At 56.7% G+C, this 23,575-nt stretch carries 20 protein-coding genes; 19 read left to right on the top strand and 1 reads right to left on the bottom strand.

What is annotated here, in order from left to right; all coding sequences use genetic code 11:
* Window positions 1–24: 24 nt before the first annotated feature.
* The 16 genes from ACESLM_RS14115 (at window position 25) to ACESLM_RS14040 (ending at window position 20,360) form a co-directional block, all read left to right on the top strand.
* Entirely contained in the window at window positions 25–723 is a 699-nt protein-coding gene (locus ACESLM_RS14115; RefSeq protein WP_372632213.1) for a response regulator transcription factor, read from the top strand.
* Window positions 720–2,093, top strand: a complete 1,374-nt coding sequence (locus tag ACESLM_RS14110) for a sensor histidine kinase (protein WP_372632212.1) — start codon at window positions 720–722, stop codon at window positions 2,091–2,093. Before ACESLM_RS14115 ends, ACESLM_RS14110 begins: the two co-directional genes overlap by 4 nt.
* Window positions 2,094–2,266: 173 nt before the next feature.
* On the top strand, window positions 2,267–5,371 hold the full coding sequence (locus tag ACESLM_RS14105; protein WP_372632211.1) for an efflux RND transporter permease subunit: 3,105 nt from the start codon (window positions 2,267–2,269) through the stop codon (window positions 5,369–5,371).
* A gap of 24 nt (window positions 5,372–5,395) precedes the next feature.
* A complete protein-coding gene (locus ACESLM_RS14100; RefSeq protein WP_372632210.1) occupies window positions 5,396–6,589 on the top strand; it encodes an efflux RND transporter periplasmic adaptor subunit in 1,194 nt (397 codons plus the stop codon).
* A 38-nt stretch (window positions 6,590–6,627) separates the two neighbouring features.
* Window positions 6,628–7,197, top strand: a complete 570-nt coding sequence (locus tag ACESLM_RS14095) for an RNA polymerase sigma factor (protein ID WP_372632209.1) — start codon at window positions 6,628–6,630, stop codon at window positions 7,195–7,197.
* A 101-nt stretch (window positions 7,198–7,298) separates the two neighbouring features.
* Window positions 7,299–8,456, top strand: coding sequence for a metallophosphoesterase (locus tag ACESLM_RS14090; RefSeq protein ID WP_372632208.1), 1,158 nt, complete (start codon window positions 7,299–7,301; stop codon window positions 8,454–8,456).
* A gap of 476 nt (window positions 8,457–8,932) precedes the next feature.
* Window positions 8,933–9,898 carry a class II fructose-bisphosphatase gene (glpX, locus tag ACESLM_RS14085; RefSeq protein WP_372632207.1) on the top strand — a complete coding sequence of 322 codons (966 nt, stop codon included), beginning with the start codon at window positions 8,933–8,935 and terminating at the stop codon, window positions 9,896–9,898.
* Window positions 9,899–10,136: 238 nt separating this feature from the next.
* The gene (locus ACESLM_RS14080) at window positions 10,137–12,206 is read left to right on the top strand and encodes a bifunctional aldolase/short-chain dehydrogenase (RefSeq protein ID WP_372632206.1); all 2,070 of its coding nucleotides are present in this window, start codon (window positions 10,137–10,139) and stop codon (window positions 12,204–12,206) included.
* Between the two features lie 24 nt (window positions 12,207–12,230).
* Complete coding sequence (locus tag ACESLM_RS14075) at window positions 12,231–12,602, top strand: sensory rhodopsin transducer (RefSeq protein ID WP_094042497.1); 372 nt, start codon at window positions 12,231–12,233, stop codon at window positions 12,600–12,602.
* Window positions 12,603–12,628: 26 nt separating this feature from the next.
* Window positions 12,629–13,906: an L-rhamnose isomerase gene (rhaA, locus tag ACESLM_RS14070; protein WP_372632205.1), complete on the top strand. Its 1,278-nt coding sequence runs from the start codon at window positions 12,629–12,631 to the stop codon at window positions 13,904–13,906.
* Window positions 13,907–13,912: 6 nt separating this feature from the next.
* On the top strand, window positions 13,913–15,394 hold the full coding sequence (locus tag ACESLM_RS14065) for a rhamnulokinase (protein ID WP_372632204.1): 1,482 nt from the start codon (window positions 13,913–13,915) through the stop codon (window positions 15,392–15,394).
* 26 nt (window positions 15,395–15,420) lie between these two features.
* Window positions 15,421–16,188, top strand: a complete 768-nt coding sequence (locus tag ACESLM_RS14060) for a DeoR/GlpR family DNA-binding transcription regulator (protein ID WP_372632203.1) — start codon at window positions 15,421–15,423, stop codon at window positions 16,186–16,188.
* Window positions 16,189–16,670: 482 nt separating this feature from the next.
* Window positions 16,671–17,393, top strand: coding sequence for a (Fe-S)-binding protein (locus tag ACESLM_RS14055; protein ID WP_372632202.1), 723 nt, complete (start codon window positions 16,671–16,673; stop codon window positions 17,391–17,393).
* A 1-nt stretch (window position 17,394) separates the two neighbouring features.
* Window positions 17,395–18,915 carry a LutB/LldF family L-lactate oxidation iron-sulfur protein gene (locus tag ACESLM_RS14050; protein WP_372632201.1) on the top strand — a complete coding sequence of 507 codons (1,521 nt, stop codon included), beginning with the start codon at window positions 17,395–17,397 and terminating at the stop codon, window positions 18,913–18,915.
* Complete coding sequence (locus tag ACESLM_RS14045) at window positions 18,905–19,633, top strand: LutC/YkgG family protein (protein ID WP_372632200.1); 729 nt, start codon at window positions 18,905–18,907, stop codon at window positions 19,631–19,633. Before ACESLM_RS14050 ends, ACESLM_RS14045 begins: the two co-directional genes overlap by 11 nt.
* Before the next feature lie 19 nt (window positions 19,634–19,652).
* Window positions 19,653–20,360, top strand: coding sequence for a FadR/GntR family transcriptional regulator (locus tag ACESLM_RS14040; protein ID WP_372632199.1), 708 nt, complete (start codon window positions 19,653–19,655; stop codon window positions 20,358–20,360).
* A 52-nt stretch (window positions 20,361–20,412) separates the two neighbouring features.
* On the opposite strand, the gene ACESLM_RS14035 is transcribed toward ACESLM_RS14040, so the two are convergent.
* Entirely contained in the window at window positions 20,413–20,850 is a 438-nt protein-coding gene (locus ACESLM_RS14035; protein WP_372632198.1) for an alpha/beta fold hydrolase, read from the bottom strand.
* 108 nt (window positions 20,851–20,958) lie between these two features.
* Between ACESLM_RS14035 and ACESLM_RS14030 the strand changes: the two genes are divergently transcribed.
* From ACESLM_RS14030 to ACESLM_RS14020, 3 genes are all read left to right on the top strand, one after another.
* Entirely contained in the window at window positions 20,959–21,147 is a 189-nt protein-coding gene (locus ACESLM_RS14030) for a hypothetical protein (RefSeq protein ID WP_372632197.1), read from the top strand.
* 453 nt (window positions 21,148–21,600) lie between these two features.
* A complete protein-coding gene (locus ACESLM_RS14025) occupies window positions 21,601–22,377 on the top strand; it encodes a CPBP family intramembrane glutamic endopeptidase (protein WP_372632196.1) in 777 nt (258 codons plus the stop codon).
* 32 nt (window positions 22,378–22,409) lie between these two features.
* A complete protein-coding gene (locus ACESLM_RS14020) occupies window positions 22,410–23,573 on the top strand; it encodes a sensor histidine kinase (protein WP_372632195.1) in 1,164 nt (387 codons plus the stop codon).
* Window positions 23,574–23,575 lie beyond the last annotated feature (2 nt).

Here is a 23,575-nt window from a genome sequence, read left to right as displayed (position 1 = left end):
CTCGGATACGGGAGGATTATGCATATGGCAGCTAACGTCCTGATTGTCGACGACGATCCGGATATCGTGGAGTTAATGCGCTTTTATCTGCAGCGGGAAGGGCTAGCGGTGGTCTCCGCTGCCGACGGTCTCGCGGCGCTGGAGGCGGCGGAGCAAGGCAAGGCCGATTTGGCCGTGATCGATATTATGATGCCCCGGATGGACGGCTGGGCGCTCTGCCAGCGATTGAAGACTGAGCATCCGGACATGCCCGTTCTGATGGTGACCGCCAAAGGGGAGACCGGCCACAAGCTGAAGGGCTTCCATCTGGGCGCGGACGATTATCTGGTCAAGCCGTTCGAGCCGTTGGAACTGGCGGCCCGCGTCAAATCACTGTTAAGACGCTACCGCATCCAGTCCCAGATGAAGGTGCAGATCGGCAACGTCCTTCTGGACAAGCATCGTTACGTCGCCTTCGTCGAAGGAGAGGGAGAGGCTCCTTCGCCACCGATTTCGCTGCCGCTCAGGGAATTCGATCTGCTGTTCAAGCTTGCGAGCCATCCGGGTCATATTTTTACGAGGAACGATCTGATCGAGCAGGTGTGGGGCGCGGACTTCGAAGGCGACGACCGAACGGTGGACGTACATATCAAACGGATCAGGGACAGGTTCGCGGAGCTCGACTGCCGCTTCTCGATCGAGACGAAGCGCGGACTCGGCTACAAGCTCGAGGTTGCGGAATGATCAAGTCGCTGTACGTCAGAGTCGTTCTCTCTTATATGATCGCGGTCATTATCGGGTTGGTCAGCACTTATTTCATATCGCTGCTGCTTGTCGCGTCGGTCGGAGATCGGTATGCCGAAAGGCTGCAAAGCCAATTGCAGAAGGACAGCAGGACGATTCGGGAGCTGTACGGTTCGAGTGGAATGGAACGGGCCAGGGAGGAACTGAGCGACAGGCGTTTGGACAACAAGTACGACATTCTGATCTACGATTCGTCCGGCCAGATGATGGCGGATGCGGACAATGAGACACCTGCGCAGCTTTATAACATATCCAATCAGGACATTCGCTCCGTGCTGAATGGAGAATCCCATTTCGGGGCGGACATTTCGACGGACCAACTGTACGTAGGGCTTCCGTACGAGGAAAACGGCGAGCGCTACGCGTTGTTCGTTCAAGTCTCCGAGCAAACGGCCTTATCGCTGGCCTCGAAGCTGCTTCTGTTCGCCTTGGTGATCAATTTGCTCGTGGGAGGGCTGATCATTCTCGTGGCTGCCCGCTATATTGTAAAGCCCCTGCTCGGCATGAAAGCCGCTGCGGAACGGATGGCGAAGGGCGAGTTCAACATCGAGCTGAAGTGGGCCAAGCGCAAGGACGAGCTCGGCCGGCTGGCGCAGAGCATCAACGGTATGGCCGCGCAGATCGGACAATTGGAAACGATGCGCCAAACCTTCGTGTCGAACGTTTCCCATGAAATCCAATCTCCGCTGACCTCCATTTCCGGCTTCTCCAAGGCGCTTCAGCAGAGCGGCCTGTCCGAGGAGGAAAGGAACCGTTATTTGCGCATTATCCAGAACGAGAGCGAGCGTCTGTCCCGCCTGAGCGACAATTTGCTGAAGCTGGCGTCGCTGGACAGCCAGCACCACCCGTTCGAGCCACGCTTCTACGATCTGGACGAGCAGCTTCGCAAAGCCGTCGTCGCAAGCGAGCCCCATTGGGCGACCAAAGCGATCGAATGGCAGCTTCAGCTTCCGAAGACGAAGATCAAAGCCGACGAGGATCAGCTGAACCAGGTGTGGGTCAATCTGATCGGCAACGCAATCAAGTTCACGCCGGAAGGCGGACGGATCGGCATTCGCATCGTCCAGCACTTCGAGCTGGTCGATATCATTGTATCGGATACGGGGATCGGCATTCCGGTCGCGGAACGCGGCAAAGTGTTCGAAAGATTTTACAAGGCGGACCCGTCCCATAACAAAATGAAAACCGGGAGCGGCCTCGGGTTGGCCATCGTGCGCAAAATCGTGATGATGCATAACGGCTCCGTCGTCTTGGGCGGCAACCCCGACGGCGGTACGAACGTTACCGTCACGCTGCCCCATCGAATTTAACCGAACGTCGCCAAAGCCGACGAGCGCGGGAATCTACTTCCCGTCGCCGTCGGCTTTTTTTCTTCACGTCATAATTTATTCATATTCGTGTATTAAGCTGGGTGAAGGCCGCAGGAAAGCTTTACCTGATAACAACGGAAGGATCGAATTTGAAATTGCAGGAGGGTCACCGATTGAAGGCAATCATTGATTTTTCTATGAACAAAGTCGCGGCGATGGTCATTATGATCGTCATCGTGTTCGGGGCGGGGGCCTATTCTGGCAGTTCCTTGAAGGTAGAGAACATGCCGGAATTCTCGTTTCCGTTCGTCGCGATCTCCACGACGTATCAAGCCTCGCCTCAAGACGTCATGAGTCAGGTGACGAAACCGATCGAAGACAAAGTCGCGAATATCGCGGGACTGAGAATGCTATCCTCGACTTCGAGCGACAACTTCTCAAGCATTTTTCTCCAGTTTAACGAAAAGGTCAATATCGATAAAACGAAGCAGGACTTGGAAAGCCTCGTTCAGGACGTCAGCCTGCCGCAATCGGCGAGCAGGCCCAAAGTGTCAACCTTCGGAATGTCCTCGGAGCCCGTATACTATATGGCCATGCACGCGACGGGTTCGATGTCCCAGACCGAGCTGGACCAATTGTTCGAGAAGGAAATGAAGCCCCGTTTCGAAGCCATAAACGGGATCGACCATATGGATGCGATAGGAGCGCGCAAATCCTCGCTCGATATCCAATTGGACGCAGGCGCTTTAGCCGCCTATCAATTGAGCCCTTCGAAAGTGAACGCTTCGATCCAGGCCGCTATGGCGAATGGTTCGGTAGGCGTCGTGAAATTCAACGGCAACACCCAAATGACTCGCGTCGCGGGTAAGCTGGAAAGCCTGTACGAGCTGAAAAACCTGGAAATCGCAACTCCTGCGGGAACGATGGTGCAGCTCAAGGATATCTCGAAGATCGAAGCGGTCAACGAGTCCAACTTTATCGCCCGCCTGGACGACAAGCCTGCGATCGGTATCCATCTGTACAAGACGGCTGCCGCGAACGCAGTCGAATTTTCCGATGCCGTTCAAGCTTTGATCCGCGAATGGGAGCAGACGAATCCGAAGGCGACTTTCAAGACGCTGTACGACAGCGCCAGCGAAGTCAAAGGCTCGATCAAAGGATTGGTTAAGGAAGGGTTTCTGGGCATCGTTCTGGCGGCCCTGATGATCTTGTTTTTCCTGCGCAACCTGAGGATGACGCTGATTGTCGTCGTGTCCATCCCGTTATCGATTCTTATGACGCTTGTCATGATGAAGTACATGAACATTACGTTGAATATTATGTCGCTCGGGGGCATGTTCATTGCGGTCGGCCGGGTCGTGGACGACAGCATCGTCGTTATCGAGAGCATATACGCGAATTTGCAAAAAGCGCAGAAAAGAAATGAATCGGTCGTCATTCTCGCGGTGAAGCAAGTGGCTATGGCGATCAGCTCGTCCACACTCGTAACGGTAGGCGTGTTTCTGCCGATCGGTCTCGTTTCGGGCTTTATCGGCGCCTTGTTCCGTCCGTTCGCGATTACGGTGTCGATCGCGTTGCTGGCCTCGCTGCTCGTTTCGTTAACGGTCATTCCAATGCTGGCCAAGCTCATGGTGCTGAACAACGTCAAGGCGACGGAGGCCAAGGAGCACGAGGGGGGGCGGATGGTTGCCTGGTATGAAAAGGCGCTCGTTTGGAGCTTGAACCATCGGACCGTCACGCTGCTGCTGTCCGGATTCATGCTGGTCGCCACGATCGCAGGCACGGTCCCGGTCCTGCCAAAGGGGCTTCTGCCGTACTCTCCGCCGCCGAAACAGATGAACTATTCGATCCAACTGCCGAACGATACGACCTTCGCCAGCAACGATCTCCAGGCGAAGCAGATCGAAGCGCTGTTGCGCGACGCCAAGGACGAGAACGACGAACCGCAGTTCATGTTCGTGGAGGCGCTGGTCGGCTACGCGGGCAATGCGAAGGAACGCTTTCCAAGTTATTTGCAAATCATTACGGAAGTCCGTTCGGATGCGGATACGAAAGTCGTCCAGGATCGCTATCATAAGCTCATTCTCGCCCAGCTTCCGAAAGGCTCGGAAGTCATGCCCGGTTCGTTCTCGGGGGGCAGCAGCGGACCGGCGGGCCCCGATTTCACCTACGTCATTTTCGGAGACGACCAGAAAACGCTGAAGCAGGTCGCCGGGCAGATCAAAGACAAAATGAAACAGTTTCCCGAGCTTAGAGAAATTAAGGACAACCTGGGAGACGGAAAGAAGGAAGTGCAAATTACGGTCGATCCGAACAAGGCGGGGCAATTCGGATTGGAAGTGACGACCATTCAAGGCTTGACCGCCGAATGGATCGGCAGATCCCAGCTCGGCGACGTTCGATTGGACAACACGCTGTATCAAGCGGCCGTCGAACTCGCGCCCGAGGATAAAAACTCGATGGAGCAGCTCGGACAAATGCCGATTCAGACGGCCGACGGCAGCATTGTCTATTTGAACGAAGTCGCCAAGCTCGAAGAAACGGATGCCCCGACGGCCTTCGAGCGGGAAAGCCAGAAGCTGATGGTGGCGTTAACGGCCAAGATCGATTCGGCCGACAAAGCCGCGATATCGAACGCGGTGATGAACGCGATCCGAGAGGTTGAGTTTCCGCCGGGCGTCACGAACACAACCCGCGGAGCGAACATCGATATGATGGAAGGCTTCAAGGAGATGTTCGTCGCCATGGGCGCCGCCGTTGCGATCGTCTATCTGATCATGGTTCTCTGCTTCGGCAACGCGGGCACTCCATTCGCCATCTTATTCTCCCTGCCATTGGCGATAATCGGCGGCTTGCTGGGGTTAGTCGTGGCGGGAGAGTCGCTCAATATGACGTCGATGATCGGGTTCCTCATGCTGATCGGCATAGTCGTGACGAATGCGATCGTATTGCTTGACCGCGCTCAACAGCTGCGGAAAGAAGGCTATCTCGTACGCCAGGCCCTCATTGAGGCCGGCAAAGTCCGGCTGCGCCCGATTATCATGACCGCCGGAGCGACGATCGCGGCGATGGTTCCGCTAACGCTCGGATTAACCAAGGGACTATTGATTTCCAAATCTCTTGCCGTTGTCGTAATCGGCGGCCTGATTACGTCTACGATTCTGACGCTTGTCGTCGTTCCGATCATCTACGAGATGATCGAATCGTTCAAGGCGCGTATGAAACGTCTGTTCAATCGGAAAGGAAAAATCTCGCCCGAACATGAAATCGGCGTATAAATCGCATTAAGGGAGCGACTGAGCATGAAAGCAAAAGGTTCAAAAACAACCGTTTACGAAAGGGCGAGAAGGCTCTCGTTCGTCATCGCTTGCGCGGTCTGCATCGCGGGATGTTCGGCAGCCTCTACACCGGCTGCCGAAAACGAGGAGAGCGTCAAGACGACGGTCAAAGTGGAGGAAGCCGCCAAGAGGAGCATGGGCGATCCGCGCGAACTGATCGCCGAAGTGAACGCGTCGACGAAGACGGAAATCGTGGCCGAAGCCGGCGGCAAGCTGTTAAAGCTGGCGAGACGCAACGGAGAGCTGGTGAAAGCGGGTGACGTGATCGCCGAGTTTGAAAGCAAAAGCGGGAAGCTGGAGAAAGAGAGCGCCGAGGCTAAACTGTTTGCCGACGAAGCGCTGCTGGAGAAAACGAGAACGGAAATTTCGTCCTCTCGGGTTACGCTTACGAATACGATCAAGGATCTTGAAAAGGAACTGAAGGAGCAGACGGCCCAAGGCGCCTCGGAAGCGGATATCGAAAAGACGAAACGCTCCCTGCAGGCATCGATGCAGCAATTGAACACGTTGGACTCCGGAAAGACCCTTGCTTCGCTTGAAGCAAACGTGGTCACGTCCAGATTAGCGCTGGAACAGGCGGAGAAGGCATGGAACGGCGGCCGAATCGTCGCTCCAGCGAACGGCGTTCTGACGGATGTCAAAGCGGATATCGGCATGAGCGTGCCGTTAGGCAGCACGTTCGGCATCGTCCAGAACACCGACAAAGTGAAAATCAAAGCTAATTTGACGCAATCGGCGGTCGAACTCGTTGGCGACAAGAAAGAACTGATTTATATTGATTCCAACGGAGACGGCAAACCGCGGAAGGCGAAGGTCGCTTATTTGGCCGGAGTGCCCGATACGGGCACAAAGCTGTACGCGCTTGAGTTGGAGGCGGATAATGCCGACGGAGCGTTGAAGCCGGCTTCGAGAGTACGCATCCAGTTGACGACGCCGGAGGAGGAAAACGTCGTAGCCGTTCCGGCGCTCAGCATTTTGAAGGAAGGAACCGACGCATTCGTGTTCGTTATGAACGGGAATACGGCGAGCAAGCGAAGAGTCGAGCTCGGACGGGTGAATGGATCTTACCAGGAAGTGCTCAAAGGGGTCGATATAGGTGAGCAAGTCGTCGTAAGCGGCCAGCACGGATTGGAAGAGGGGCAGACTGTAGAACGATGAGCGGAGCGTTCGTCCAGGCCGGGAGGGAGGCCGATCGTATGGATGCCGCATCGGCGTACGAAGAATGGGTAAGCCCCCACTTGCTCGAGCTGAAAAAATATTGCTACTACTTGGCGGGCTCCAGATGGGATGCGGAGGACTTGCTGCAGGATACGCTGCTGAAATCGTTCGCCTATTTCGTTCAGGAGGAACCGGACTCGGACATGAAGCCCTTTATTTTTCGCATCGCACGTAATCTGTGGATCGACGATTGCCGCAGACGGAAGCGCAGGCGTGCGGCGACGATGGAAATGCCTGAAGTCATCCATTCGGATAGCGACTACGCCGAAATTCGTGGATCGCTGGAATGGCTGGCCGAACGATTTCCCAGACGGAACATCGAGATGTGGTTGTTGGCCCGCTATTTCGGTTATTCTCTGCAGGAGGTGGCCGAGGCGACTGGCGTCACCGTTCCGACCGTCAAGTCCGTGTTGTTCCGGACAAGGAGCATGCTTCGTGGACGGCGCGAGCCCGCAAAGTGCCGCAGCCCGATCCGTCCGGAGGTGGAGCGGTGGTCCAAAGCGGTCATTCTGGACCATCCGGGCTGTCTGCTCGGGGAACGAGGATGATTCTTGATGGCAGCTTGAGCCTTGGGCCGTTACGGTTCAAGGCTTCTTCTATGCTATAATCTCCTTATATTTGATAGGGAAAGTAGGGAGTCCGTGCACTTATGAAAGTTCAACCTCGGTTTATCGTCCTCATTTCTTTGTTGCTCACCGTTTATGCGGCTCTTAACTTTTATATCGGCTGGCATATGACGGAGTGGTCTTCGGCAGTAGGGATCGGATACTCGCCCTACGGATTCTGGATTCCGTTCGCGCTGCTCGCTTACGGGTTTCTGCTGGGAAGAATACCGCTTCCGAATCCGCTCAAGCCGGCCGGAAGGCTGCTGAAGGTCGCGGGATCGGTATATATTTTCGTCATGGAGATCGGTTTGCTGCTGTTTCTGCTGGCGGACGCGGTTCGCCTGGTTTTATGGCTGACGAATGGCGTATCCGAAGCTTATATCGTCGGCTCGGGGACCGTCGTACTGGGCTTGATCGCCTTATTGCTGCTCGTCGGTTCGCGCAACGCTTGGAGCCCTGTCGTCCGCTCGCACGAGCTGCGGATCGACAAGCCTGCGCGCAGGGGGAAGACGGAGTGGACGGTTGCGGTCGCGTCGGACATTCATCTTGGCAATCTGGTCGGCCGCAAGCACCTGCTCCGTCTCGTCGAGCGGATCAACGCGATGAAGCCGGATCTGATTTTGCTTCCAGGCGACGTGATCGACGATTCGATCGAGCCGTTCCTGCGCAATCGGATGGGCGAGCTGCTCGGCCGGCTTCAAGCCGAACACGGCGTCTATGCGGTGCTCGGGAATCACGAATATTACGGCGGGCATATGGAGCGTTATGTGGAGGAAATGAAGGGGATCGGCATAAGAGTGCTTCGGGACGAGACGGTGGAGGTGGACGGCAAGCTGTATGTTGCCGGCCGCAAGGATAAAACCGCCGAAGCGTCCGGACCGGACGGCAGGCTTGCTGTGCGGGAGCTGCTGCGGGACGTGGATCCGCGCAAGCCGGTGCTGCTGATGGATCACCAGCCGACGCAATTCGCGAAAGCGGAGGAGGCCGGAGCCGACGTTCTGCTCAGCGGCCATACGCACCGCGGCCAATTCTGGCCGAACCATCTGTTCACGAAGCGGCTGTTCGAGCTGGATTGGGGTTATATGCGCAAAGGCGCGATGCACGTCGTCGTTTCCTCCGGCTTTGGTTCTTGGGGCCCGCCGATCCGTCTCGGAAGCCGCAGCGAGATCATCCGACTGAAGTTGATTTTGCAGGCTCGTTGACGAAAATTTCAAGAGAAGCGGCCAGAGCGATTTGACATGCCCTATGTGAAATGTGGATGTAGAGATTTGGCGGCGGGGCGTATCGTTCTCAGCCTTATTTGCCGGTATCCCGTCCACTCAGCTTTTCTGTACCGCATTCTGAATACGTAGCGCCTTTTCCGTTCTTTTGCCGATATCCCGTCCAATCAGGTTGGTCGTACGCCTCCTGCGAGCTCGGCCATGCCCAGTTGATCATCCTCAAGCTGTGAATTAGCTTTCAGCAGATTATCCATGTTTAAGAGAGGGTAGCTTTGAGGCTCGAGTCAGTCTGCCAGATCGGGAACTGACCGGAAGGGATAGCGACAAAAGGGGTTACAATATTGCGCTTTTTTCCTTTAATGATAGGTGTATTTAGAAAAATAAACGAATTATATTGTGTCATAAATATTAATATGATATACATTATATAGAAGTCGATGTTTATTGGAGGGGTCGTAATGGAGAGGGAATTGGCACTTGAGATCGTTCGCGTAACGGAATTGGCCGCTCTGGCCTCCGCGCCGTGGATGGGTCGGGGAGACAAAATCAACGCGGACGGAGCGGCGACTTCGGCGATGAGGGCGATGTTCGATTCGATCTCGGTCAGCGGCACGGTCGTCATCGGAGAAGGGGAAATGGACGAAGCGCCAATGCTCTATATCGGCGAACAGGTGGGCAGCATGAACGGACCGGAAGTCGACGTGGCCGTCGACCCGCTCGAAGGCACGGAGATCGTGGCCAAAGGGTTGAACAACGCGATGTCCGTCATCGCGATCGCGGGGAAAGGCAATCTGCTCCACGCACCCGACATGTACATGGAGAAGCTTGCGGTAGGACCGCAGCTCGTCGGCAAGCTGAAGCTGACGGACCCGCTGGAGCTGACGCTCAAGAAAGCCGCCGAGGCGCTGAACAAGAACGTCTCCGAGCTGACTGTCATGATTCTCGACCGCGTCCGCCACGAGACGACGATCAAGTCGCTGCGCAAAGTCGGCGTCCGCATCAAGTTCCTGACCGACGGGGATGTCGCCGGAGCGATGGCCCCGGCATTCCCGGAAGCGGGCATCGACCTGTACGTCGGGTCCGGCGGAGCGCCCGAAGGAGTGCTTGCGGCGGCGGCGCTCAAATGTCTCGGCGGCGAGATCCAAGGACGCTTGATGCCGTCCGACGCCAACGAGTATTCGCGGTGCATTCAGATGGGCATCGAAGATCCGTACAAGGTGCTGACGATGGAAGACATGGTGGGTACGGACGACGTCATCTTCGCCGCGACGGGCGTCACTCCGGGCGAGTTCCTCGGCGGCGTTCGCTACTTGCCGGACGATCGCGCGGAGACGCATTCGATCGTCATGCGCGCGAAGACGAGAACGATCCGATTCGTCAGAGCGCTGCACTATTTGCCGAATAAAAAGTTCATTCATTCCTAAACTACGCAGAGGGCTGTCCCGCAGCGGACCCAAGGCGTCCTGAATCTTCAGTCGGAGAGAGCGAGAGATCCGAATCTCGCCTCCCGATCGTTCAGGACGTCTTTACTTATGTTCGGAATCAAGTGGGAATTTATCCGTTTAATATTTTTGTTTATGTTTGATTTAAATATATTCAAAAATAAACGGGTGTGTTAGAATGGATTCAAAATCAAACAAAACAACATCCGGAGGTAATCTCATGGTACAAAGCTTGTGGCAAGCATCGAAAGCAGCAGAACAGCAATCCGGTCTGGATCAGCTCGTCTACCGCTCGAACATTATCGGCGCGGATCGTCGCGTGTGCAACTTCGGCGGCGGCAATACGTCCTCGAAAACGATCGAGAAGGATTTCCGCGGGCGCGACGTCGAAGTGATGTACGTGAAAGGCAGCGGCTCCGACCTCGCAACGATGAAAGCGGGCAATTTCACGGGTCTGCGCATGGACGACATCCGTCCGCTGTTCGAGAAAGCGGAAATGTCCGACGAGGACATGGTCGCTTACCTGGCGAACTGCATGATCGATCCGAAGCATCCGCGCGCGTCGATCGAGACGCTTCTGCACGCATTCCTGCCATTCAAGCACGTAGACCACACGCATCCGGATTCGATTATCAGCCTGTGCTGCGCCGATAACGGCAAAGCGCTGGCCAAAGAGATTTTCGGCGACCGTTTCGTATGGGTTCCCTACATCCGTCCGGGCTTCACGCTCTCCAAGATGATCGCCGAAGGCGTGCTGAACAATCCGAAAGCCGAACTCGTGCTCATGGAAAAACACGGCCTCGTCACTTGGGGCGAGACCTCCGAGGAATGCTACGCGCAGACGATCAAGATTATCTCCGAAGCGGAAGCGTTCATCGAAGCCCGCATCGACGAGGCGAAAGTGTTCGGCGGCGCGAAATACGAGACGCTGCCGGCCGACGTTCGCAAAAACATCGCGGCCAAAGTGATGCCGACGATCCGCGGCGCGGTCAGCGACGCCAAGAAGATGATTCTGAGCTTCGACGACGCGGACGACGTGCTGCAATTCGTCTCCGGCAACGACTCCGCCAAGCTGTCCCAAGTCGGCGCGGCTTGCCCGGATCACCTCGTTCACACGAAGGTCGTGCCGCTGTTCATCGATTGGACGCCTAATGCGGACGACATCGACGGCCTGATCGCCAAGCTGAAGGAAGGCGTCGCCGATTACAAGGAGCAATATACCGCCTACTTCGAGCGCAACAAGAATGAGGGCGACGTCATGTTCGAAGCCGCTCCTCGCGTCATCCTGATTCCCGGCGTAGGCATGATCAACACCGGCAAGAGCTGGGCGATGTCGCAAGTGAGCGGCGCGCTGTATCACCGCGCGATCGCCGTTATGAGAGGCGCTACGGCGCTCGGCAACTTCGTTTCGTTGTCCGAGAACGAGTCCTACAACGTCGAGTACTGGCCGCTTGAGCTTTACAAGCTGTCGCTGGCTCCGCCGGAAGCCGAATTCTCCCGCCAGGTCGCGTTCATCACGGGCGGCGCGGGCGGCATCGGCAGCGAAACGGCGCGCCGCCTCGTATCGGAAGGCGCTCACGTCGTGCTGGCCGATTTGAACCTCGAAGGCGCAGAGAAGGTCGCAAGCGAGATCAACGCCAAATGGGGAGAAAACCGCGCGCTGGCCGTTAAAGTCGACGTCACGAGCGAGGAACTGGTGCAAGCGGCCTACGACGCGACGGCGCTCGCCTACGGTGGCGTGGACATCATCGTCAACAACGCGGGTCTGGCGACTTCCAGCCCGTTCGACGAAACGTCACTGAAGGAATGGAACCTGAACATGAACGTTCTGGGAACGGGATATTTCCTCGTCGCCCGCGAAGCGTTCAAGATGATGAAGACGCAAGGCATCGGCGGCAACATGGTGTTCATCGCGTCCAAGAATACGGTATACGCCGGCAAGAACGCTACCGCCTACAGCTCCGTCAAGGCGCTGGAAGCTCATCTGGCGCGCTGCATCGCGGCCGAGGGCGGAGAATTCGGCATCCGCGTCAATACGGTATTGCCGGATGCGATTCTGCAAGGCTCCGCGATCTGGAACGGCAGCTGGCGCAACGAGCGCGCAGCCGCTTACGGCATCGAGCCGGACCAATTGGAAGAATACTACCGCAAGCGCACGACGCTGCTTGTCAATATCTATCCGAGCGACATCGCGGAAGGCATCGCGTTCTTCGCATCGTCCAAGTCCGCCAAGACGACGGGCTGCATGCTGACGATTGACGGCGGCGTACCCGCGGCGTTCACTCGATAACAAACATTCGGAGGGATCGTTCACATGCATAGGCCGCAAGGGGAGAAGGTCTGGTTCATTCCGGACGGCTACATTCCCGAAATCAGCTCCGGGCAGCTTACGAGCCACGAGTCCGTCTGCGTGCTCAACACGGCGTCGGAGGACGCCCTGCTGAAATTCACGATTTTCTTCGAGGATCGCGAACCGATGGAGGACATCATGGTCGTCGTCGGGGCCAGAAGAACGAAGCATATCCGAACGAGCTCGCTGCACAAGGAAGGGGCGCCGATTCCGGTCGGCGTTCCTTACGCGATCGAGGTTGTAAGCGATATCCCGGTCATCGTGCAATATAGCCGGCTCGATTCGACGCAATCCGAGAATGCTCTTATGTCCGTCATTGCATATCCCGTAAAATAAAAGAGAGAAACCGAGGAGGAAGGCGCATGCAACAATCCACCGTCAACAACTACGAAGCCGCCAAGCAGCTGTACGCGAAGCACGGCATCGACGTCGATCAAGTGCTGGAGAAGCTGGCGCAAATCAAAATTTCGATGCACTGCTGGCAAGGAGACGATGTCAGAGGTTTTCTGAACAAGGATCAGGATCTGACCGGCGGCATTTCCGTCACCGGCAACTATCCGGGAGCGGCCAGAACGCCCGAGGAGCTGCGCGCGGACTTGGAGAAAGCTTTCTCCCTTATTCCGGGCAAGCACAAAGTCAATCTCCATGCCATCTACGCCGACACCGACGAGAAGGTCGAGCTGGATCAACTGGAGCCGAAGCATTTTCAGAAATGGGTCGATTGGGCCAAGGAGCAAGGGCTGGGCATGGATTTCAACCCCACCTGCTTCTCCCATGAGAAGTCCAGCGACGGCTTCACGCTGAGCCATCCGGACCCGGAAATCCGCCGCTTCTGGATCGATCATTGCAAAGCGTCGCGCAAAATCGGCGCTTACTTCGGAGAGCAGCTCAGCCAGACGTGCGTCACGAACGTATGGGTTCCGGACGGCTTCAAGGACGTTCCGGCGGATCGCCTGGCTCCTAGACAGCGTTTGAAAGACGCGCTCGACGAAGTGTTCGCGGAAGAGCTGAACCCGTCGCACAACCTCGACGCCGTCGAGAGCAAGCTGTTCGGCATCGGTTCGGAAGCTTACGTCGTCGGCTCCCACGAGTTCTACATGGGCTACGGTCTGCGCAACAACAAGCTGATCTGCCTCGACGCGGGCCACTTCCACCCGACGGAAGTGATCTCCAACAAGCTGAGCTCGCTGTCGCTGTTCGCGGACGGCATTCTGCTCCACGTCAGCCGCCCGATGCGCTGGGACAGCGACCACGTCGTCACGCTCGACGACGAGCTGATCGACATCGGCCGCGAGTTGGTGCGCGGCGACCTGCTCGGCAAGACGCACATCGGCCTCGACTTCTTCGACGCCAGCATCAACCGCGTCGCGGCTTGGGTCATCGGCACGCGCAACACGATCAAATCGCTGCTTCGCGCCATGCTCGATCCGATCGAAGCGCTCAAGAAAGCGGAGCTGGAAGGCGACTACACGACGCGTCTGGCGCTTACGGAAGAGTTCAAGTCTTACCCGTTCGGCGCGGTATGGGACTACTACTGCGAGAAAAACGCCGTTCCGGTTCGCGAAGAATGGCTGAGCGAAGTGAAGACGTACGAGCAAGACGTGCTGCTGAAGCGCGGTAATTCATTCAACCGAGGATGATGAGAGATGTCGAGCATACTCGCGTTCGATCTGGGCGCAAGCAGCGGAAGAGCGCTGCTCGGACGGCTGACGAACGGCAAGATCGAGGTCGAGGAGCTGCATCGCTTTCCCAATGATCCCGTACAGGTGGGCGACCGCCTGTATTGGGACATTTTGCGGCTCTATCACGAAATCAAGCAAGGCTTGCTGAAAGCCAAGCACCGGGGCATCGACCTGCAAAGCATGGGCATCGACTCTTGGGCGGTCGACTTCGGCTTTATCGGCAAGAACGGAGAGCTGGCCGGCAATCCGTACCATTACCGCGACCGTCATACGGAAGGGGCGATGGAACGGGTCATGGCCGAAATTCCGGCATCGGTCATTTTCGCCCGGACCGGCATTCAGTTTCTTCCTTTCAATACGATCTACCAGATCTACGCGTTGAAACAGGCGAAGTCTCCGCTCCTCCAGGAGAGCAATCGGCTGCTCATGATTCCGGACCTGCTGCGCTATTTCCTCACCGGGGAAATGCACAACGAGTTCACGAACGCCACGACGACGCAGCTGTACAATCCGGTCGAGGACGACTGGGATGCCGAGCTTCTGCGTCTGCTCGATCTGCCAAGGAGCTGGTTCGGCAACGGCGGCGTGTTGAAGCCGGGAGAGCTTGCGGGCAAGCTGAAGCCGTCGGTGTGCGAGGAAATGGGCATCGATTCGATTCCCGTCTACGCGGTGGCCGAGCACGATACGGGCTCCGCGGTCGTCGCCGTTCCGGCGACGGAGAAGTCGTTCGCTTACTTAAGCTGCGGAACGTGGTCGCTGATGGGCACGGAAGTCGACAAGCCCGTCCTTCACGATCTGGCGCAGAAGCTCAATTTCACGAACGAAGGCGGATTCGGCGGCACGTTCCGGCTGCTGAAAAACATTATGGGCTTGTGGATTTTGCAGGAGTGCCGGAGAGAATGGGAACGGGAAGGCCGTTCGTATTCGTTCCCGGAGCTCGTGCAGCTCGCCTCCGAAGCGAAGCCGCTGGCGATGTTCATCGATCCGGACGACGACCTGTTCCTGCCTCCGGGAGACATGCCGGCCCGAATCGAACAATATTGCGCGCGAACGGGCCAGGAGGCTCCGGGCGCCGTAGGCGAAATCGTGCGTTGCATCTTGGAAAGCTTGGCGTTAAAATATCGCTACGTGTTCGAAATGACGGAGCGGTTGTCCGGACAGAGCTTCGGCGGTCTGCACATGGTCGGAGGCGGCATTCAGAATACGCTGCTCTGCCAATGGACGGCGAATGCGATCGGCAAGCCCGTATGGGCCGGCCCTTCCGAAGGAAGCGCGATCGGCAACTTGGCCGTTCAGTGGATCGCTCAGGGCGCTTTCGCCGATATTTGGGAAGCCCGCAAGGCGGTCCGGGAGTCGTTCCCGGTGGAGACGTACGAGCCGGGCGATTCCGAGCCTTGGATTCGCGCGTATGAGCGCTTCCGGACGCTGACGGGGCTGCCGGACTAAATTCGGTTTGCGAAAAGAGGGTACACATGCTGGTTGCGGAGCGATATGAGAAAATCGTAAGCTTGGTCAACGAAAGGGGAAGCATCCGGGTATCCGAGCTGAGCGAGCTGTGCCAGGTGACGGAGGAGACGATCCGCCGCGATCTGGACCGGCTCGAGCGGGCGGGACGGCTGCGCCGCTCCCACGGAGGCGCGGTCAGCGTCAAGGAGACGGCGGCGCTGCATCCGGAGATTCCTTATGCCGTGCGCGAAATCACGAACGCGGACGAGAAGAAGCGGATCGCCCTGGAGGCGATCAAGCGCATCTCGCCGAAGGACCGCATTTTGCTGGATGCCAGCTCGACCGCCTGGTATATGGCGGCCGACGTGCCCGACATCGACTTGACCGTGCTGACCAATTCGATCAAGGTCGCGACGGAGCTGAGCAGCAAGGAGAAGATCCAGGTTATCTCCACGGGCGGCATTCTCGCCCAGCGTTCCTTGTCTTTCGTCGGTCCGCTGGCCGAGCGTTCGCTGGACGCCTACCATGTCGATAAGGTGTTCCTCTCCTGCAAGGGCGTGCATCTGGAACGCGGCATCAGCGAATCCAACGAGCTCCAGGCCCGGATCAAGGAGAGGATGATCGGCATGGCGGACGAAGTCGTCCTGCTCGCCGACTCCAGCAAGTTCGGAGTGCAGGCGTTCACGCACGTTGCGGATCTGTCCGAAGTCGACACGATCATCACCGACAAGCGCATGCCGAAGGAGATTATCGAGCAATTGGAAGGACGCGGCATCGCAGTCGTTACGGTGTAGCGGGAGACCGGAGGAGCGGAGGGGCAGCGGCTGGCTTCACCCGGTGGGTGCCCCCGCCGGGCATGAACCCGGGTTACGCATGTGAGCGAGAGGCTGGCTGGCTTTGCCGGGCGGTATCTCGCCAAGCTCGAATCCGAGATATGCATGTGAGCGGGAGGCTGGTTGGCTGGAAAATTTAACACGGAAAACCCGCCTTAAATTTACGAATTGACCGAAAATGACCGCTGTAACGCGGAAAACCCGCCTTATTTTTTCAAAACGGTCGTTTCTGCGAAATTAAGGCGGGAAATCCGCGTTACACGGCCCCGAAATGGAGCTGAGGCTTTTTTAAGGCGGAAAATCCGCCTTAAACGGTCTCGAAACGGCTCAGCGACAGTTATAAGGCGGATTCCAGCTGCACGTGGGTGCAGATTCATTCTCGACTTGTCTGACAACCTGATAACCTGATAAGATAAAAATAGAAGCGAAAGGGGTGCGGCACATTGAAGGTTTCTCTGTTTATTACTTGCTTGAGCGACGCGATCTTCCCGCGGGTCGGGGAGGCGATGATCCGCCTGCTGGCACGGTACGGGGTTACGCTGGAGTTCCCCCCGGTTCAGACATGCTGCGGCCAGCCCGCATTCAACAGCGGCTATTGGAATGAAGCGAGGGCGACTGCCCGTACGATTATCGAAGCCTTCGAAGACAGCGACTTCGTGATTGCGCCGTCCGGCTCCTGCACGGGTATGATCCATCATTATCCGAAGCTGTTCGAGAACGATCCGGCGATGCTGGACAAGGCGCTGGCGCTGCAGAGCAAGACGTACGAGTTCACCCAGTTTCTCGTGAACGTGCTCGGCGTGACCAACGTGGGCGCGACGTTCCGGCATAAAGTAACGTATCATCCTTCCTGTCACGGTACTCGCCTGATGGGCATTAAGGATGAGCCGATGGCGCTGATGACCCACGTCAAAGGGCTGGAGTTCGTTCCGCTGCCGCATGCGGAAGATTGCTGCGGGTTCGGGGGAACGTTCGCGGTCAAAATGTCGGATATTTCCGGCGCGATGGTGAGCGAGAAGAGCGACCACGTCAAAGAGACGGAAGCGGAAGTGCTGGTCGGACTGGACATGGCCTGTCTCATGAATATCGCGGGCAATTTGCGTTATCGCAACGAGCCGGTCCGAGTCATGCATTTGGCAGAGCTGCTGTACGAAGGGGTGAAATAAGATGAGCCATGGACCCAAAGGCGGGGCAACGGTTAAAGAACGCGCGGAGCTGGCGCTGAACAACGACTTCCTGCGCAAGGCCGTCAAATTCACGACCGAACGGCTGAAGAACGGTAAGCTGAAGGCGATGGAGGAGCACGGAAACTGGGAGGAATGGCGGGAGAGAGGCCGCCAGATCCGTCTTCATACGATCGCGCATCTCGATTATTATTTGAACTTGTTCGTCGAAAACGCGCGCGCCAACGGCGTTCACGTTCATTTCGCCGAAACCGCGCAGGAGGCGGTCGACATCTCGATGGCGATCGCCGAGAGGGTAAGCGCCAAAACCGTCGTCAAATCGAAGTCGATGGTATCCGAGGAGCTGCATCTTAATGCGGCTTTGGAAAAAATCGGCGTAGAAGCGATCGAGACCGACCTTGGGGAATACATTATTCAACTGGCCGACGAGCCGCCGTCCCACATCATTATCCCCGCCATTCATAAAAATCGGTATCAGATTGCCGAGCTGCTGTCCGAGGATGCGGGAGAGAAGCTGGAGGCGGATACGAAAATATTGGCCGGGTATGTGCGCAGACGGCTTCGCTCGAAGTTTCTCGAAGCCGATATCGGCATGACGGGCTGCAACTTCGCGATCGCCGAGACCGGTTCGATGGTGCTGTTCGAGAACGAAGGCAACGCCCGGATGGTGACGACGCTGCCGAAGACGCAAATTACGCTGATGGGCATGGAGCGGATCATTCCGTCATGGGCCGATCTCGAAGTGATGGCTACGCTGCTGCCTCGTTCGGCGACCGGACAGAAGCTGACGATGTACATGTCGGGCATTACAGGGCCAAGACGCTCCGAGGACGCCGACGGACCGGACGAAATGCATATTATTATCGTCGATAACGGACGCTCGCTGCAGCTCGGAGATCCCGAATTCCAGGAGCTGCTGAACTGTATCCGCTGCGGCGCCTGCCTGAACGCCTGCCCGGTTTACCGGCATATCGGCGGCCACGCTTACGGCGGAACGTACAGCGGCCCGATCGGTGCCGTGCTGACGCCGTCCCTGCAAAAAAATATCGCCGAATGGGACGATATCGCCAACGCTTCGAGCTTGTGCGGAGCCTGCTACGAGGCTTGCCCCGTGAAAATTCCGCTTCACGACATGCTGGTCTACCTGCGCAGGCGCAAAGTGGAAGCCGGACATAGCGACAAGCTGGAGGATGCGGGAATGAAAGGCTTCGCGACGCTGTTCTCGAAGTCTGGACGGATGAGCGCGGTGCTGAAGCTCGGCAAGATCGGACAGAAGTTCGTCGCGCGCGACGGAGGCATCCGCCTTAAGATCGGACCGCTCAAAGGCTGGAACACGTACCGGGTTACGCCGACGCTGCCGAAGAAGAGCTTCCGCCAGCAGTGGGCGACTCTGGACGCGGAAATCCGCGCAGGTCTTCAGGAAATGTCTCCGGACGTCAAGCAGCGAATGGAGCAGGCGGTTCTGGATCGCAAGAAAGGGGGGACGCACGGTCATGGACACTAAAATACAGGAGCAGTGGCTGAAGGAGATGGAGGAGAAGTCTCGCGCTAAGCAGAGTCAATTTATCGGCAACATTTCCTCCAAGTTGAGACGTCCGATGGTGACCGAAGCGCCGCAGCATCCGTTTCGCGGGTCGCCGGATTTCTGGAACGTCTACGAATGGAACGAGCAGGAACGAATCGAACGGTTTACGGAAAATTTCCAAAGCGTGGGCGGTCACGTAGAACGGCTATCGTCGATGGAAGACGTGCAGCAATTTGTAACGAATAAGGCAATCGAGCTCGGGGCGAAGTACATCATCCGCCAGAACGAGCCGGAGCTTGCCGCGCTAGAATTGGAGCAGCGCCTGACCGAAGCGAAAATCTCGGTCTGGAACACCGACGCCGAAGAGAACTGGAAGGCGCGTTCGGCGGAAGCCGACATCGGCGTCGTGCTCGTCGATCATGCGGCGGCATACACCAGCTCGATGGTCGTGCTGTCCTCCAAGGACAAGGGACGCTCCGTTAGCCTGCTGCCGACCGTGCTCATCGCGATTATTCCGCTCGATCGTCTGAAGACGAGACTTGGCGAAGTGATGGCGACGTTCGACGAAGGCGGGCGGGAAAGCCTGCCTGCTGGCATTCACTTTATTTCCGGTCCGAGCCGATCGTCGGATATCGAGAACGACTTGACGATCGGCGTGCACGGTCCGGGCATCGTATACGCGCTGCTCGTCGGTTGAGCGGGAGGCATGCAGACGTATGGCGATGACCCGGTTAACGAAACGGAATCATTACGAGGAGATCAAGGATCAACTCATGCAGATGATTCTGGATGGCAGATTCAAGGTCGGCGATAAGCTGCCTTCGACGAAGGAGATGTCGGAAAGCTTCGGCGTGGGCCGATCGACGACTCGCGAAGCGCTAAGCGCGCTCAAGGCGATGGGTCTCATTGAGATCCGGCAAGGCGGCGGCTGCCGAGTGATCCGCAACGCTCCGGCGGAAGCGGCCGTTCCCGAGCTCGATTCGCTCCGGCTGAACCGCAGCACACTGCTTGAGCTGCTGGAAGCGCGACAGTCGCTGGAAGTGTCCAATGCCGCCATCGCTGCCGTCAAGCGCACGGATGCCGATATGGCCGAATTCGAAGCGTTGATGCACGCGATGGAACAGACGGTCGGGCAGGAGCTGGAAGGGGAACGCACGGACGTTCTGTTCCATCTCACGCTGGCCAAAGCGACGCACAACTCGATCATGGTCCGGCTGTTCGAATCGATCGTCGGCCAGCTCGAGACGGCGATCCGCGACATCCGAAGAGTGGAGATCTACTCCAATCAGGAAGTCGCCGAGCGGCTGTACCGGGAGCATTCCGCGATCTACGAGGCCGTTCGTCTGCGCGATCCCGAGCAGGCCTCGCAGACGATGAAGGGCCATCTGGAGCATGTGGAGAACATTTTGACGAAATATATTTGATCGCTGAAGCCGTCCCTTGTTCATCTCAAAGATGAGGGCGGCTTTGTTTCTTTCAGAGACCAAGCTTGGAACTGACCAGTCTATGAACGAGACTTGCCACCAGTTCCGGATGATTCTGCGGAATCATAGGGGCAACTTCGGGGAGAAGGACAAGCTCCGCGTGAGGGAGGTCCCGTTTTAGCCGCTCCGCCTGGGCTGCGACGGCGAACGGATCATCTTCTCCAACTGCGATTACAACCGGAAGCTTGATGCTGCCGTAATCGAGGCTGTGCTTGGACGCTGCCGGGGGGAAGGCCAGGATGTCCTCGCGGTTGGCTCTAGATACCTGTTCGAACGAAGCCTGGTTGGGCGCGATCAGCCACATCAACACGACTCCGTTTATGAGCGAATGGAGCGCTATGGCCAAGCCCTGAAGATTAGCGTTATCCGCAATCTTCCGGCTGCTCTGCATCTCCTCCAGCATAGCTGTAGTCCCGCGGTTTGACATCATAAATGTTACCATCGACGAACGGGCAACCTTTCTTCGGCCAAGGTGTCTATAAGCATACAAAAGTACAAAAACGGCTGCTCACGGGAGGCGGCGGTGGAGGAAAAGCGGATGAAAAAAGCGCGTGCGATCATGCTGATAGGTTTGGTTGGTTTGGCGTTGGCAGGGTGTCAAGCGGCATCGCCCGAGCAGGGAGGCAGAGGGCGTCTCATCGGCGACGAGCCGATGGTTCAGAAGGCCGTCGTCGAGTATGCGGCGGATAGGGCTCTAGTAGACAGGCATCCCGCATCGCGACATTAGAAACCCGTCTCGGGAAGAGCTCATCCTGGGGTTACGGTCTCGATGCGGCCGCAGGAGAGCGGAGCGGGCATTCTGGATGCCCGCACGCCGGTGTCGGGGAATTCCTCTTGCTCCGAAATAATTTAATGAGCCAAACCGCGCCGTTACGGCGCGGTTTGCCGCGTTCCCGGGCGGCTTCGCGGGCCGCGCGCGCCATTTCGAGATCGCAAATGAACAGTTCCGTTTCCGCTTGACGAATATCGTTCAATTCTTTCAGATGGTTCAACATAAGGTTTCACTCCTTGCTCTCTGTCATGGCTTCATTATGCGCGAGAGAAAAGAGGAATAAAAGTGAACAGTTTTTATTTCCCATTTCACCTTTTCCCTTTATGACGATCGTCAATTCTCATATGACGGTCTTTTTTGTTAGGTTTGTTGATGACAAACAAAAGAGCCGTAGAAGGAGTTGGAACAGTGAATAACGAAACAGAAGTAAAGCAGTATAGCGTCGGCAAAATAATAGGATTATGGGCATTGGTAGCGTTGCCTATGGCTTTCTTCCGATTTGTGTTGATGCCGCTTCTGGTACCGGTCGCCAGCATTCACCCCGGCATATTGTACTGGTTGTTTATGATCCTCGGCATGATCTGGCAGTTCGTCTTGTCCGTCTTGATCCTGAGAAGAGAGCTGGGCGGCTGGTCCTGGGAGAAGCTGAAAAAGAGATTGTGGCTGAACCATCCCGTGCATCCGAAAACGATGAAAATCTATAAGCTCGCCTACTCTTTTACGATTACGATTATCATTTACGCTTTTTTCTTCGAAAGCTCCGGCTTGTTCTCGTTTATCGAAGAGGAGATTAACCGGCTTTTCCCTGCACTCGCGCCAGAGAGCTATACGTTGATCGAAAATTTGGCGACTCCCGAATTCGAGGGCGCCTGGTATTTGCTCGGCATCGCGCTCGTCAGTTGTTTGTTCAATTACTTGCTGGGGGAAGAGCTGTTTTTCCGCGGGGTGCTGCTGCCGCAGATGAGGGGAGCGTTCGGAAAATGGGATTGGGCGATGAACGGCGTCTTGTTTGCCTCCTACCATCTTCATAAAATCTCGGAAATCCCTTTGTTTATCGTCGGGTCGCTCTTCTACGGCTTCTTGAACGCCAAATACCGCAGCTTCTGGCCATCCGTGCTCATTCACGGGGGGGAGGCCATTCCTTTGCTGGCAGCCGTTACCGCAGTTGTTCTAGGCTTAATCTGAAGCCATTCACCGATACGGGATGTGTGAGACTGATGCAGATTTCCACCGTTCATACGCTTAACGATACGAAATTGTCGAAGGTCTTTTTTTACGGATTGTCGTGCGCGTACGTCGTTCTGCTCCTGCTGTACGTTGTCCTGTCGCAGTCGAAGGGCGTCGGCTCCGCGGGGGTTGCGGTTCTTATTGCGCTCTACTTCGTCAGACATTGGGAAAGGGTATTGAACCATCGCAAGTATCACTTGATCGCGATCGTCTCCCCGTTGGCCGAAATCGTCATCTTGTTCGTCTTGTTTCTGCAGAACGGGACGGGGATCGAGACGATCGTGTTCGTGCTCTTCGCCGCCGATCTCATTCTTCATTATAAGCCGTGGTACGCGTTCCCTTTTGCCTATGTGGGATTTGTGACGTACTTGGCGCTGTGGACCGAGGATGGTTCGGATTTGTGGCAGCATGCGTTCGATCTACTAAGCTACTCCTGTCTGATCATCCCGATCTGGAGCACGAAGCTGCTGCTTAATCAAAGGGAGATGAACCTTCGACTAAACGAAGCACTGCTGCAGGAAGCGAAAACAAGGGAAGAGATGGCGGCCTTAAAAGAAAGAACCCGGATCGCGGAAGAAGTCCATGACACGGTGGGGCACAATCTGACGACGGCGATCGTCGCTCTGGAGGGCGCCGGGCTGCTGTTCGACCAACGGCCGGAGGATGCCCGTCACAAAATCCGCGTCGCGCGCGAGCAGTTGAAGCAGGGGCTCGGCAACATCCGCCAGGTCGTCAAAACGTTAAAAGCAGAAGACGGGGTGGCGGGCGGACTGGGGCTGGAGCAAGCGATTCGGACGATCATGGACGGTACGGAGAAGCAGACGGGCGTTCGCTTTCAATTGCGGTACGAGGCGGCATCCGCGCTCATCTCGATTCAAGAATATGTAATGATTAATGCCGTTAAGGAATCGATCACCAACTCCCTTAAGCATGGTCGGGCGAGCGCCATCGAGATTGACGTTATAGAGCGGCAAGAAACGATTCATATGAAAATAAAAGACGATGGAGAAGGAAGCGATTCAATCGTCTACGGCTTCGGTCTGCAATCGATGGAGGAAAAAGTCGAGGCCGTAGGCGGACGGCTAAGCGTGCAAAGCGAACCGAATAAAGGGTTCGAACTGCATATCCGAATGCCGGTCGCAAAGGGGGAATGATA

The organism is Cohnella sp. (genome assembly GCF_041641335.1).
Taxonomy (GTDB): Bacteria; Bacillota; Bacilli; order Paenibacillales; family Paenibacillaceae; genus Cohnella.
The sequence above is the reverse complement of the archived record's forward strand: the minus strand, read 5'-3'. Positions and strand labels throughout refer to the sequence as shown.